Genomic DNA, 12,979 nt, shown 5'->3' on the forward strand with positions numbered 1-12,979 from the left:
ATAAAATAAACTCAACGCATATTGGCATATTTAGGGGCGCTATGAGTCAAGGGCTGAACTTTGCAAACCAAGATTTACGCGATCGCTCTTTTCAAGGCAAAAACCTGATTGGTGCTGACTTTAGTGGTGCAGACCTACGGGGGTGTAATTTTTGTCGCTCTCAATTGAAATCTGCTAATTTTGCCAATGTTTTAACAGGTCGAAGTCCACGTCAAACGATCTTGGCGGGGATGACATCCTTTGTGATGGCATTTTTGTTTGCGGGGACAGCGATGATTGCTTCTATTTTGCTCATCACATTTAGCTTGGCTTTTATCTTTGGCTCCCAGATTATTAATCTCGACACTGTCTACTGGGTAGCGATTATTGTAATTGTGGTGTTTGCGGTGGGTTTTGCAACTACGTTTACGGGTAGCTTTGAGATCGTGGGGGTGAGAGGTATTTTTGCGGCAATTCCGATTTCTCTAATTACGGCATTTGCTTCAGGTTTTTTCGGCTCTACTTTTGCCAAACTTTTAGTTTCTGGGGCTTTTAAGGCGATCGCTAATTCTTTAAAGGCTAATAGTTGGACGGCTCTACTAACTTTTTTAGCGATCGAGCCATTACAAATTTTTGGCAGTCTTTATTTATTTCGCCTAACTATTAATATGGCAAGGGCTAATATAGGCACTAAATTTCAATATGCAGATTTAACTAAAGCCTCCTTTCATCAGGCAACTTTAGTAAGTTGCGATTTTTCCAACGCAGTGATGAATGATGTGAATTGGGAACAAGCACAGATCATAAAATGCAAGTTATAAAAAAGGCTTCGCTTGGCGAAGCTTTTTTTATAACTTGCCACATAAAAAAGAAGGGACGCAAAGCGTCTCTTCTTTTTTATTCGTCTTCAGCAAACTGATAGCGGAATAGATCTTTAGGATCTGGCTCAGGAGATGCTTCGGCAAAGCGAACACATTCTTCAACCACATCGCGAATTTTCTTGTCGATCGCCTTTAATTGGCTTTCCTCTACCACACCATGTTCAATCAGGGTGCTAGCAAAAATTTTAATCGGATCACGACCAAACCACTTGTCTTTGTCTTCCTTGCTGCGTAGCTCATCGGGGTCAGCGAGAGAGTGACCTCTAAAGCGATAGGTCATACATTCTAAAACCGTAGGACCTTCACCCGCACGGGCGCGACGAACTGCCTCTTGAGTACGTTCACGTACTGCCAAAACATCCATCCCATCGACTTCATACCCCGGCATTCCAAAAGCTTCAGCTTTCTTGTGAATCCGTACATCCGAGGTGGCGCGATGGTGCTTCATCCCGATCGCCCAATCATTATTTTCAATGACAAAAATAATCGGCAATTTCCACAAAGCCGCCATGTTTAAGGTTTCGTAAAATTGACCATTGTTGCTTGCGCCATCGCCAAAGAAACAAGCCGTCACTTGGTCAGCATTGGGATCTTTCATTACTTCACGGCGATACTTCGACTGAAAAGCCGCTCCCGCCGCCACAGGAATCCCCTCTGCGACGAAGGCATAGCCGCCTAAAAAGTTATTCTTTGCGGAGAAAATATGCATAGAGCCGCCCCGACCCTTACTACATCCTGTCTCTTTGCCAAATAGCTCAGCCATGACTTCATTTGCCGTAACGCCAGCGCTCAAAGCATGGACGTGATCGCGGTAGGTGCTGCATACATAGTCATCGGGACGCATCGCTTTAATCACGCCAGAGGCTACAGCTTCTTGACCGTTGTACAAATGCACAAACCCAAACATTCTTCCGCGATAATACATTTCCGCGCACTTGTCCTCAAAAGTACGCCCCAACACCATGTCTTCATAGACAACTAAGGCTTCGTCTGGGGTGATATTCAGTGCAGAGGTCGCAACATTCGCAACAGTGTCTTGAGGCATCGATTCAATACTTTGCTAATCGTTAAATTTTTCTTTTGTTAGTCTAGCAGTCAATGCCCCTTGAGGTACAGACTTATAGCGATCGCGATTACTCAAAAATCTGAGCTAGGGGGCAAGCGAATTCTGGCAACAATGGTGAAGTGAGAGTATCACTTTCAAATAAAGTCATCGCTAATTTGAGAACGCCATTTTCACGCCGATAGATTTTAATTTGCTTAGCTCGCCAATCCGCTATCCAATATTCCAATACTCCCTGAGATGAATAGAGCTTTAACTTCACTTCGCGATCGCGCCTTTCATTTTCTGTTCCTGAAGAAAGTACTTCGATCGCAATATCAGGCGCACCGAGTAGATGTCCAGCAGTATCAATCAAAGCTTCATATTTTTCTTTACTGATCCACAGCACATCAGGGATCACATCATCCTTATTGCCAAAGATTACACCTGCCCCCATAGACACATATCCTAATCCTGTTTTTGTTGACCAATCTTTTAGCTCAAAACAAAAGTTAATACAGGTAGCTTGATGTTTCCAATGAGGCGCTCTCGTCACGAAAAGTTCTCCATTAATAATTTCATAACGGTTACCATTGTCTGGTAATAGCTCTAGGTCGGCGCTTGTCCAAAGAAGCTGACCTTCAGTTTCGGGTGTAATAATCGCTGGAGTCATGATGTTTTCCTAAGCAGAGCGATAAGGTGATTATAGCAATCATCCTCTTTTGTCAGAATTTGGATTGAGATAGATTTCGTAGGGGCAGAGCATTCCCGCACAGACTTATAAATTCTCAGATTCCCTTGATTTGGGAATGCTCTGCCCAATACCTAGCAACGCAGGGACAATTTATCGGTGAAAGCGAAGAGGGTTGAGCATTTGCAAATTGCAACTGTGGTGATGAGTTGAAAGATTGTGGCGCAAATGCTCAACCCCTACAGGGATATGCCTCGTATTGAGAAAAATTCGATCGCCTAATGGCGAATGGGATATCAAAAGAAAAAGAGCAAATGGTTAAATTCATAAAGAGAAAAAATACACAGTCCTTACGAGAAAGAATTAAAAATAAGACGAAACCCAACACCTCTGTTATGACCACGTGCGTAGTGCCTACCCCGATACGCAGACCGACAACCGATCGCATAGTCGCCCCAAGAACCACCTCTCTGTAGATAGTAATTGTTATTATTATCCATATTTAATTCGCCCCAAGCTTGATTTCCTTGCTTCTTGAGATTTTCTGGCTTATCTGCATAGCTATCATGCCATTCATCCAAACACCATTCCCTGACATTGCCGTGCATTTGATAAATGCCCCAAGCGTTCGGCTGAAAACTATTCACATTTACCGTTACTTGTCGATATTCGCCCTTAGGTGCATCCCCATAGGGATAATTTCCCTCGTAGTTAACTTGATCGGTCGTAATATTGTTACCGAAGGCAAAAGGCGTAGTCGTACCTGCACGACAGGCATATTCCCATTCTGCCTCAGTGGGCAGCCTTACCTCCCTTCCTGTCTTTTGTTGCACCCTCTCACAGAATGCCATAGCCTCATGCCATGACACACCGACAACGGGCTGCAAATCACCCTGAAACTTTTGGTCTTTATTTGCTGAGCCTTTAGTTTGCATCACCGCTTGCCATTGGGCATTAGTGACTGCATATTTCCCAATCAGAAATTCCTTTAACTGCACCTGATGAATTGGCTTCTCAGAGTCATACTCCTCGCTCCCCATCATAAATTTCCCTGCGGGAACCTTGACTAATTCCAGTGTTACGCCATTGCCAAGATCGATAGTTAAAGGTTTGCTCTCATTAACTTTTTGACCCTCTTCAACTGTTCTCGCATTTACTTGTCGCATCGACATTTCTGGACTATTCGCCACAACAGAAGCGAGAGACTCGGATACCTGTTGATTAGCTGAAAATCGCGCTTCGACGATCCGCTCAATTTGCTCGATCGCCTCATGGTTTGCGCCATCTACCGCCAAAATTTGCATCCATAAACGTTTAGCAACATCCCATTTGCCGTTACTAAAAGCTTGGTAAGCATCGCCTCTAAGCCCCATGAGATCGGTTTTGTCCGCATATTTCGGCATCAAAATCAAATTCTCCTTCTCCGTCGGATCAAGCAGCATACGCGGAGTCTGTTTAGTTTTTGCTAACTCAGGCACGCGATGTTTGAGATAAATATTTAGCTTTGCTGCCGTCGCACAGCGCCCTTGCACACCCAAACCCTCAACCAAAGCATAGGTAAATGCCCCATGTTTAAGCTCTTCTATTTCATAAGAATATTCTGTAGGACTGCAAGCCGCAATACTAATCACATCGGCAATTTTGGCAATTTGCTCCGTTTCGCGTCCAATGCCCTCACCCGATCGCGTCGTCCCATTGCGCCTCACCTGATTGCGACAAGCATCCAGCGCCAAAATCACATTTCCCGCACCACTAAGTCGCAAGTTTTGGATGACCCGATTGACCGAAATGCCCGTGTCCGCAACATTATCAGGATCGCCATCGCTCGGCATCAGATAGTCAATGCCATCGTTACCTAAAATCCCATGCCCCGCAAAAAAGAACCAAAAATTATCACCATCTCGTAGAGGTTTGTTCGCAAGTCCATTAAATACCCTCAGCAAATTATTACGAAAAGGCTTAGTCGTCCTGCCCTCAAAATCTGGCGAATCATCGGAAAAATAGAAAATGCGATCAAACTTTGCCTCATTTCCTAAAAAATTACAAATATGCAGCGCGTCATTCTTTGCATACTTCAAAGGATGCAAAAACTCATATTGATTTACCCCGATCGCGATCGCCCAATTTGCCACAAGTCTTATTCTCCCTTCTCACGAGTAAATTTAAGCTTAATTGCACTTTTACCGTTAGCCTTAGCACCGCTACCGATTAGACGGATTTCGCCCTCAGCACCAATCTCTACTGACAACTCAATTTCAGTAAGATTCATTCCCGATGTCTTTTTTGCCTCCTTTTCGGCACTGCTAAAAATCCGTCCTACCATCTGCAAAAACCCTGACATCTTGGCTTCAAGTTCGGCAACACTCAAGGTTTTTTCATGCTTGGCTGAATTTTTATTTGGCTGATCCTCATTAAACCAACCTCTTGGGTTGCCCCCCGAAGTTTCCTCAGGTTGAGGTTCTTGATCGTAGGGTTCAACAGCGATCGTAATCATTTCGTAACTAGTATCTTGAGTCATTGCTGTTCCTGCTGTATCAAACTTTTCTCAACCTTCTCAGGTCAATTTTAGCGCGGAGTTCATCTTTAATTCTTGCCAAGATTGAATCCTCGTCAATGGTTTCTAAAATTCTTTTAACCACAGCTTTGGGACCATCGGCTCCCCACGATGCACCATTGGCGAGATATTCCTTAGTGACTAATCCCAGCGCATAGGTTGAGAAACCTGCCACACCTGCTTGGGCGATCGCCACTGATACATAGCCACCCAAGGTCGCGCCGCCTGTGACGGGCGCAGCAATACCCAATAAGCTTTTGAGGGAACTTAAGCCGAAGGTCGCCAGAAATTCACTTGCGCCGATGCCCCCCATCCCGATCGCAATTTTTTGCATCAGGGAAATTGCGCCACGATTACTCATATTGATCCCATAGAGTTTGGATAGCGCCACGATCATTGATACATCGATGATGGCGCTAGTAATTACATCTACTACCGTGAAGGGATTAACGGCGATCGCTACGGCTTGAGTAATCACACAATTCCAGATAATGCGATTGGCTTGGCGATCGCGCACAAACATTTTGCGTTGAACGACTCGCTCCTGCACCATATCGGCAAATAGCATCGTATTTAGAGCGATTAAAGATTTGCCCTCGCGATCAAGTACTTCTAAGATTTTTAGCTTTAAATCATCAATCTGGGGCTTGCCATTCACTAACTCCGCCTCGAAGGAGCCATCGGGCTGACGCACAGCCTTAGCCACTAAAGGAGAAGCAGCGGTCATCACAATTTCATCTTGAGTTAATAGCTCTTTAACGCGATCGTCGCGAATTTTGGCATAAATTGCTAAGCGATCTTCGGGCGGATATTGGTCGATTTTATTAAATACCAGCAAAATCGGTTTACTAGCGCCCCGTAGTTCCGAAAGAGCATCATATTCAACCTTGGTGATATCTCCCGCCACAATAAATAGGATTAAATCTGCTTGCTGAGCAATGCGCTTCGCCAGTTCGGCACGTCCCTCGCCATCCACTTCATCAATGCCGGGGGTATCGATTAATTCAATGCGGGCTTCCCCTCGTCCTTGAAATGAGGCTCTGAGAATGGTGCGATCGCCATTGGATTGCATTGCCTCACGCGAGATCTGCCATTCGGCAGCTTGCCTACTTGTCGTGACCCCATGCAAAGGTCCAGTTTCGAAGACTTGCCCTCCCATCAGGGCATTCAAGACCGACGACTTGCCACGCCCCACCATCCCAAATACGGCTATTTGCAAAACTTGACGCTCTAACTTATCCAGCATTAGCTGAAGTTCTTCTAGTTCTTCTTCTAGTCCTCGGCGTTCTCTTTCCGATAAATCTAGGTTTGCCACAATATCGCGTAAGGTGCGCTGTGCTTGGCGATAATTTAACTCCTCAAAGATTTCATCAAAGCTGAGGAAATTTTCATCTTGTGGCATAACTTTGCGAGACATGACTTTGCATAACTATATTTAATTGTAAATTTAATTGTGAAGAACTAGAGCCGTCGCTCCTTGATCTCAAATTACCAGAAGAGAAGCGCTGACTTTCTCTTCTGGTAATTTGAGATCAAGAGCATTTATTGTTGCAGTATGTTTTATAGGAACTATACTTATGGTATTTAAGTCGTAGAAGATAACAATTCACTGTTACTTGTGTCTCCCTTAACTTTCCCAAACAAACTCAATAAGCATATTGTAGCTAGGAGAAATATGTCCGTATTTAAGTCGTTGGTTAATCTAGCAGCCACCGCAGGTGTCGCAGTGGCGATCGCTGTTAGTCCCATATTTACTCTCAAGGCTGAGGCTCTAACTGAGGCGCAAGTTTTAGAGCGGTTGGGGAGCATTCCTATTTTCACCATTACTGATGATAAGGGTTCGCCGCTCTTGGGTGCGATCCCACAACAACCTAATGCTAAGCCTGATGATAGTCAGCTTTTATTCTTCTTCCTTGGTCCTGACGAAGCTCAACAAATGCTCACTCAGGTACAAAAGTCTAATCCTGATGTTGGTAAAAAAGCCCAGATCATCGTCCGTTCCATGAACGATGCTTACCAAGTGATTCGCCAAAACAAGGATAAAAAGGTTGTCTTTCAATTTATCCCTAGCAAATCTAGTATTGATTCCGCTAGAACTATCTTGAGTTCTCAAGGCATTGCGGCGGACAAGGTTCCTAATGTGCCTGTATTCTTTGCGATCGGTGGTCAAACTAATAATCAAGGCTTATTGACGATGAGCATTGACCAAAATGGAAAGAAGGAGCAAGTCGTTCCATTTTTTCTAGACAAATCGGATTTGCAAAGTTTATTAGACCGAGCAAGCAAGGATCAGCCTGATGTTGCCAAAGCAACCAAGATTCAAGTTGCTTCCTTGTTTCAAGTTCTAGACTCGATGGTGTCTAAAGATAATAAGCCCAATCCTGAAGTTGAAAGATTTCAGTTTGTCCCTTCGCGTACTTCCTTTGAGTATATTCTCAAAAATAGTAAGCAATCTACTACCCCTCAGCTAGCGCCAAGTAATGCACCTAAAGTACCTGCACCTGCTCAGAAAAAGTAATGAATTAATAAATGGCAATGCCATTTATTAAATTTATCTATAGAAACAAGAAATCCTCGCAATGCGAGGATTTCTTGTTTCTATTTAAAGAGAAAGATATGCCTTGATAATCTCCATCTGTTTTTCTTCAATCAGTTTTTGATCTGGATACTTAGGAAGTTTAGTATTTTCCATTGCGATCGCCAGTTGGGTTGTTAGTCCATCAACCTCTGCAATCAAAGCGTCATAGGATATTTCACCATTGCGAATTTGCCGAATAAATTGAGCATCGCCTGTAATTTCGCGATTAGGAATAACGCCCTCACCATTCAAGATCTCGATTCCAGACTTGAGCAAGCGATAGCAATGACCAGAATGCTTGCTGTCGTAGCCCACCTTTTCTTCGATCGCCGCCCGTTTGGAATTGCGATTTTTACGCCATGACTGAAAAGCTTCGTACTCTTGCAATGCTTGGCGATAGGTTTGTGTATTGTGCAGTAAGGTCACAAAATCGTTGGTTGATCTGGTGTAGTACTGCACTGCTGGCAACAATTCTTGGGCTAACGGATATTGCTTCAGTAGCCCCTTATAGTCCACATGAGTTAACAACTCGGTTGCAACTTCACTATATTGACTCGCATCTTTAATGAGGATGTAGAGAAATTCCAGAAAAGCATTTAACTGCTCTTTGCGGAGTGGATTTTCTGATAGTCCATAGTCTTGAGGATTTGGAGGCGATGAGAAAAAATTGGGGTCTTCTTTATATCGCAACAACCATTTTCTGTGGGTTTGCACTTTTTTAATTTGCGCTTGAGCGTATCCAGAATAACTGTAAAAGACTTTCTGGCTCAAAAAAGCATCGCGTATTTCAATTAAAGATTCGCCAAAACTGGTCAGAACGAGATATTCGCAGCGGTCTATCCATAGCAATTCAAGGATGTTCGGATTGTTGAGTGTTGCCAAATGACAGAACTTTTTGATGTTATAGATATTGCTGTCAGTATTGGTTAATTCTGGATATAAGCAGGTTGGCTCAATAAACCTATCTAGTTGCTCGAAATTTTGTGTGCCAATGAAATAAGGAAGTGTGGGAATACAAATTCCCTTGTAATCATAATCGCTATCTTCGTTATGAACTCGATACAGCCTAGAACCAGTCAAGGTCAATAGAATTGTTCTTGTCTCAACTTCAATTCTCTTCATAATTACCTCCTAAAATAGTTCTGGACAAAGAAAGTCAAGTTTAACTCCATGTTCTGCAAGGGCTTGTTTGGGATTGTACCAGTCAGAGTCAACAGCATTAGCGATCGCGGGTTTAGCATGATGAGTTAGAGCAACTGCTACAAATTTGCGATCGGATGGATCGAATTTTTGAAGAGATGGGGATTTTGGAAACTCGGCAAAATCATTTTCGCCAATTCTCGTAATCGCAACTCTTTCGCACCGTTGCGTGGCTTGATGTGTCAAAACCCATTTCAGAAATGCGTCACCTGCATGAGGTGATCATCGAAATTAGGCACACGATTTCTATAAACATCGGTCACTGACCGACACGGATTATCACCTGCTGAATCAAGATTCCTAAACCCTTTATCCCATCGGACATAATCACTACACAGGTTGAGGGCAATGCATAATTGCGGTTCCGCCGCACTACTTTAGTATCGAAGCTACCCATAGAGAATTTTCTGGGTTGGCTAGTGGGTAAAACGTGTCATGAAACCCTAAAGTAAATTTCAGTAGTGATGCTATAAGCGCCAGTTAATGCCAATTAATTTGTTAGAAGCCTTTGTCCTTGCGGTGATACTTTGTGGCTTTTTGGGGATTATTCTCAAAAAGAATTTAATCATGAAAGTAATCTCAATGGATGTAATGAGTAGTGGGGTAATTGCCTATTTTGTGGTGATTGCTGCCCGTCAAGGCGTATTTACGCCGATCCTTGGGGATATACCAAGGACTAATTATGCTGACCCTGTGCCACAGGCGGTGATCTTGACGGCAATCGTGATTGGCTTTTCGATTCAGGCGCTGATGTTAGTCGGGGTGATCAAGTTATCCCGAAACAATCCCACTCTAGAAATCCACGAGATCGAGAAGAGTGACCTTGTATGACCACCCTAACTTTAATCTGGATTGTCTTGCCATTTATGGTGGGATTTATTATTTATCTACTGCCCAAGGGCGATCGCTATTTGGCGTTAATGGGGGCAGTCGCCTCAGCGCTGTATGTGATTCCATTGTTTATCCAGCAAACTCCAATCAATTTACAATTGCTCGATAACTTTGGTGTGACCTTGACTCTTGATCCCTTGGCAGGATTTTTTATCTTGACCAATGCTCTAGTCACGGCGGCGGTGATTATTTACTGCTGGCATAGCGATCGCACCGCCTTTTTTTATGCTCAAGTCATATTGCTACATGGCAGTATCAATGCGGCTTTTGCCTGCTCCGACTTCATCAGTTTATATGTAGCTCTAGAAGTAATTAGCATCGCCAGCTTTTTATTGATTGCCTATCCCCGTAGCGATCGCTCGATCTGGATTGGTTTGCGCTATTTGTTTGTTAGCAATATCGCCATGTTGTTTTATTTAATTGGCGCAGTACTGGTTTACAAGGCAAATCACTCGTTTACCTTTATTGGATTGCGTGGCGCACTTCCTGAAGCGATCGCCTTAATCTTTTTAGGACTATTGGCAAAGGGTGGTATTTTTGTGTCAGGACTATGGTTACCATTGACCCATGCGGAATCTGAGTCGCCAGTGTCGGCGCTGATGTCGGGGGTGGTTGTCAAGGCGGGAGTTTTACCATTGTTGCGATGCGCCCTATTGATCGAAGAACTTGATCCGATCGTACGGCTCTTTGGGGTCAGTACTGCGTTATTAGGTGTGACCTTTGCCGTATTTGAAAAAGATACTAAACGTCTATTAGCATTTTCAACGGTTTCCCAAGTTGGATTTATTTTAGCTGCACCTGCCGTTGGTGGATTCTATGCTCTGACTCATGGCTTAGTTAAGTCATCTTTATTTTTGACTGTGAGTAAATTGCCTAGCCGCAATTTTAGGGAATTAGAAAAACAGTTAATGCCTCGAAATATCTGGATTGCTCTTGTAATAGCAAGTTTTTCGATTTCTGGATTTCCATTATTGGGTGGATTTGGGGCAAAAATATTAACCCTTAAAAATGTTTTGTCTTGGCAAGATGTGGGGATGAGTGTGGCGGCAATTGGTACAGCGATTTCCTTTGCCAAGTTTATTTTCTTACCCCATCAACCAGAAATTGAGGCTCATCCTTCAAAAAATCAAACTTCCTATTGGGTGGCAATCTCGATTTTATTAGGCGGACTAGTTATCGCAAACATTGTCTACTATGAAGCCTATACTCTGGAAAATGCCATTAAACCTCTGGTAACGATCGCGATCGGTTGGATAGCCTATTGGCTCATTTTCCGCCGTGCATCCGTTAATTTACCCGTCTTATTTGAAAAGTTTGAGAACCTAATCGGCTGCATGGGACTGATGTTAGTTTTACTGTTCTGGATGGCAATTGCATGATTGGACAATTTATTTTAAGAATCGTGATTTGGTTTTTACTAACCGCAAATTTTAGTATTACCAATATCATCATCGGTTTGATTGTTTCCCTGCTAATGCCGTATTACCGATCAGAAAACGTTCGCTTTAAAGATGTTTTACAGAGCCTCGTTAGGATTATTAAGGCAGTGCCACAATCCTATATCGAATCGATCCAGATGATCTGTCAACCTCACAAACACGAAGAAGTATTGCTCGAAAAAGCCAAACTTCACCGATCAGCAGCATTAGTTTTCTTGGACATTTTCCTAATCACCTATACCCCCAAAACCATTGTTCTCAGACATCACGAAGAAGGCTGGTATGTGGTGCATCATGTGATCAAACGCCAGAAGAGGTCAAACCCATGAATATTGATTTATCAACCAAGGCTGTATTAAATTTTGCTGTCGGTGCGATGGTTGTCGCTATGGTGATTCCGCTATATCAAGCTTGGAAACACAACGATAATATTTGGGAAATCATGCTTGCTTTTTCCAGTATTGCCGCCAAATCCTCAGTGCTGATTTTAGCGATCGCGATCTTACGAGATGATTGGATGATCGGTGTAGTTGGCGTGATTATTTTGAGTGTTGGCAATGCTGGCTTTATGCTCCTAGCCCATATCATCAGACGCACAGGAGAAGTATAACCGTGGCAATCTTCATAAATATTCTTAGCTATATTTGTATTTTTGGTGGATTAGTGTTTTGGTTTTGGGGAACTGTGGCTCTCCTGACAAAGCGATCGGTTCTTTTTAAGCTCCATAGTCTATCGGTATCCGACACCATTGGCTCGATCGCGATCGTCTTTGGCTTGATACTACTCCGCCCCAAGGAATTACCATTACTAATTCTTGCGATTATTTCCTTAGCCCTATGGAATACGATGCTGTGCTACGTGATGGCTTACTGCTCTAGCAGTACAAGAAGTAATAAATAGCCTTTAAAAATTCAATAAGCAAATAAAAGAGGTAAAGAGGTAAATGAACAGTAGTTATGATGGTTATGTCTATGCGATCGCCGTACTGTTACCCATATCAGCAGCAATGTTAGTATCTCAAACTAATCCCTACAATGCCCTAGTCATACGCGGCATTTTGGGGGCATTATCAGCGCTAGTCTATACGATTTTGGGAGCGGCAGATGTGGCTCTGACTGAGGCGCTAGTCGGTGCTTTTTTAGCCACAATGCTCTATGCAGTTGCCGTGCGCTCTTCTTTAGTTTTGCGCTTAGGTGTGGTTGAATCAGTTGCGATCGCCCACAATTTAGAAGAAGAAGAATTAAATAAACTCAATCTTCCCTTTGAACAGCTAAATCAACAATTGGAGCAACCTGAGCAGAATCGTGATCCAGTTCCTAACTCTGATTTAAAAAAGCTGATCGATGTTCTCAAAAGCACTTTCAGTAAGTACTATATGCGGGTTGAGCTAGTTCCCTATTCAAACGAAGCAGAACTAGAACAAGCTCTAACTGATAAAATTGTCCATGCTACCCTACATAATTCAGAACATCAAGATGCGGAATATCAAGAAGGTGTGAAATCCAACTTTTACCAAATCAAAATCCGTCTGCATCGTCTCTATGAGATTATGCTAACCAATCCAGTTTTAGCAAATGTCCAGTTGATTTATACCAATGCCGCAAATGGAATTGCCATTTCCTAGAGAGCTTTGCGCTCAAGTCAAATAAACTTTTAAATAAACTTTTACAAGTATTGCGAAGTAGCGCCTTTAAAAATTTATTTGTGATTCAACGATAAGAAAC

The 12,979-nt window shown here is 43.1% G+C and carries 16 protein-coding genes; 8 read left to right on the forward strand and 8 right to left on the reverse strand.

What is annotated here, in order from left to right:
- The first annotated feature begins 41 nt into the window (after nucleotides 1-41).
- Complete coding sequence (locus tag H6F42_RS01415; RefSeq protein ID WP_190397562.1) at nucleotides 42-800, forward strand: pentapeptide repeat-containing protein; 759 nt, start codon at nucleotides 42-44, stop codon at nucleotides 798-800.
- A 76-nt stretch (nucleotides 801-876) separates the two neighbouring features.
- Here H6F42_RS01415 and pdhA read toward each other — a convergent pair whose 3' ends face one another.
- The 5 genes from pdhA to H6F42_RS01440 all read right to left on the reverse strand — a co-directional run bounded on the left by pdhA (nucleotide 877) and on the right by H6F42_RS01440 (nucleotide 6,564).
- A complete protein-coding gene (gene pdhA / locus H6F42_RS01420) occupies nucleotides 877-1,905 on the reverse strand; it encodes a pyruvate dehydrogenase (acetyl-transferring) E1 component subunit alpha (protein ID WP_190397563.1) in 1,029 nt (342 codons plus the stop codon).
- Nucleotides 1,906-1,993: 88 nt separating this feature from the next.
- Nucleotides 1,994-2,575, reverse strand: coding sequence for a Uma2 family endonuclease (locus tag H6F42_RS01425; RefSeq protein ID WP_190397564.1), 582 nt, complete (start codon nucleotides 2,573-2,575; stop codon nucleotides 1,994-1,996).
- 368 nt (nucleotides 2,576-2,943) lie between these two features.
- Complete coding sequence (locus H6F42_RS22240) at nucleotides 2,944-4,725, reverse strand: SUMF1/EgtB/PvdO family nonheme iron enzyme (protein ID WP_347272277.1); 1,782 nt, start codon at nucleotides 4,723-4,725, stop codon at nucleotides 2,944-2,946.
- Between the two features lie 5 nt (nucleotides 4,726-4,730).
- Nucleotides 4,731-5,111 (reverse strand): hypothetical protein, encoded by a 381-nt coding sequence (locus tag H6F42_RS01435; RefSeq protein ID WP_190397565.1) that lies wholly within the window; start codon nucleotides 5,109-5,111, stop codon nucleotides 4,731-4,733.
- A 16-nt stretch (nucleotides 5,112-5,127) separates the two neighbouring features.
- Entirely contained in the window at nucleotides 5,128-6,564 is a 1,437-nt protein-coding gene (locus tag H6F42_RS01440) for a GTP-binding protein (protein WP_190397566.1), read from the reverse strand.
- Nucleotides 6,565-6,822: 258 nt separating this feature from the next.
- Here H6F42_RS01440 and H6F42_RS01445 point away from each other — a divergent pair, with 258 nt between their 5' ends.
- Nucleotides 6,823-7,665: a Tic22 family protein gene (locus H6F42_RS01445; protein ID WP_190397567.1), complete on the forward strand. Its 843-nt coding sequence runs from the start codon at nucleotides 6,823-6,825 to the stop codon at nucleotides 7,663-7,665.
- An 84-nt stretch (nucleotides 7,666-7,749) separates the two neighbouring features.
- On the opposite strand, the gene H6F42_RS01450 is transcribed toward H6F42_RS01445, so the two are convergent.
- From H6F42_RS01450 to H6F42_RS01460, 3 genes are all read right to left on the reverse strand, one after another.
- The gene (locus H6F42_RS01450; protein WP_190397568.1) at nucleotides 7,750-8,847 is read right to left on the reverse strand and encodes a nucleotidyltransferase domain-containing protein; all 1,098 of its coding nucleotides are present in this window, start codon (nucleotides 8,845-8,847) and stop codon (nucleotides 7,750-7,752) included.
- A 9-nt stretch (nucleotides 8,848-8,856) separates the two neighbouring features.
- Nucleotides 8,857-9,111, reverse strand: a complete 255-nt coding sequence (locus tag H6F42_RS01455; RefSeq protein WP_190397569.1) for a hypothetical protein — start codon at nucleotides 9,109-9,111, stop codon at nucleotides 8,857-8,859.
- A gap of 73 nt (nucleotides 9,112-9,184) precedes the next feature.
- Nucleotides 9,185-9,322, reverse strand: coding sequence for a hypothetical protein (locus H6F42_RS01460; protein WP_190397570.1), 138 nt, complete (start codon nucleotides 9,320-9,322; stop codon nucleotides 9,185-9,187).
- Nucleotides 9,323-9,408: 86 nt separating this feature from the next.
- Between H6F42_RS01460 and H6F42_RS01465 the strand changes: the two genes are divergently transcribed.
- The 6 genes from H6F42_RS01465 to H6F42_RS01490 are packed head-to-tail and all read left to right on the forward strand — an operon-like array spanning nucleotide 9,409 to nucleotide 12,879.
- Complete coding sequence (locus tag H6F42_RS01465) at nucleotides 9,409-9,756, forward strand: cation:proton antiporter subunit C (RefSeq protein WP_190397571.1); 348 nt, start codon at nucleotides 9,409-9,411, stop codon at nucleotides 9,754-9,756.
- Nucleotides 9,753-11,195 (forward strand): cation:proton antiporter, encoded by a 1,443-nt coding sequence (locus H6F42_RS01470; protein ID WP_190397572.1) that lies wholly within the window; start codon nucleotides 9,753-9,755, stop codon nucleotides 11,193-11,195. Before H6F42_RS01465 ends, H6F42_RS01470 begins: the two co-directional genes overlap by 4 nt.
- Nucleotides 11,192-11,584 carry a Na+/H+ antiporter subunit E gene (locus H6F42_RS01475; protein WP_190397573.1) on the forward strand — a complete coding sequence of 131 codons (393 nt, stop codon included), beginning with the start codon at nucleotides 11,192-11,194 and terminating at the stop codon, nucleotides 11,582-11,584. Before H6F42_RS01470 ends, H6F42_RS01475 begins: the two co-directional genes overlap by 4 nt.
- Nucleotides 11,581-11,865, forward strand: a complete 285-nt coding sequence (locus tag H6F42_RS01480; protein ID WP_190397574.1) for a hypothetical protein — start codon at nucleotides 11,581-11,583, stop codon at nucleotides 11,863-11,865. The genes H6F42_RS01475 and H6F42_RS01480 overlap by 4 nt, the downstream gene beginning before the upstream one ends.
- Nucleotides 11,866-11,873: 8 nt before the next feature.
- Entirely contained in the window at nucleotides 11,874-12,155 is a 282-nt protein-coding gene (locus H6F42_RS01485) for a monovalent cation/H(+) antiporter subunit G (RefSeq protein WP_190397718.1), read from the forward strand.
- A 43-nt stretch (nucleotides 12,156-12,198) separates the two neighbouring features.
- Nucleotides 12,199-12,879, forward strand: a complete 681-nt coding sequence (locus H6F42_RS01490; RefSeq protein WP_190397575.1) for a DUF4040 domain-containing protein — start codon at nucleotides 12,199-12,201, stop codon at nucleotides 12,877-12,879.
- Nucleotides 12,880-12,979 lie beyond the last annotated feature (100 nt).

Source organism: Pseudanabaena sp. FACHB-1998 (genome assembly GCF_014696355.1).
Classification (GTDB): domain Bacteria; phylum Cyanobacteriota; class Cyanobacteriia; order Pseudanabaenales; family Pseudanabaenaceae; genus Pseudanabaena.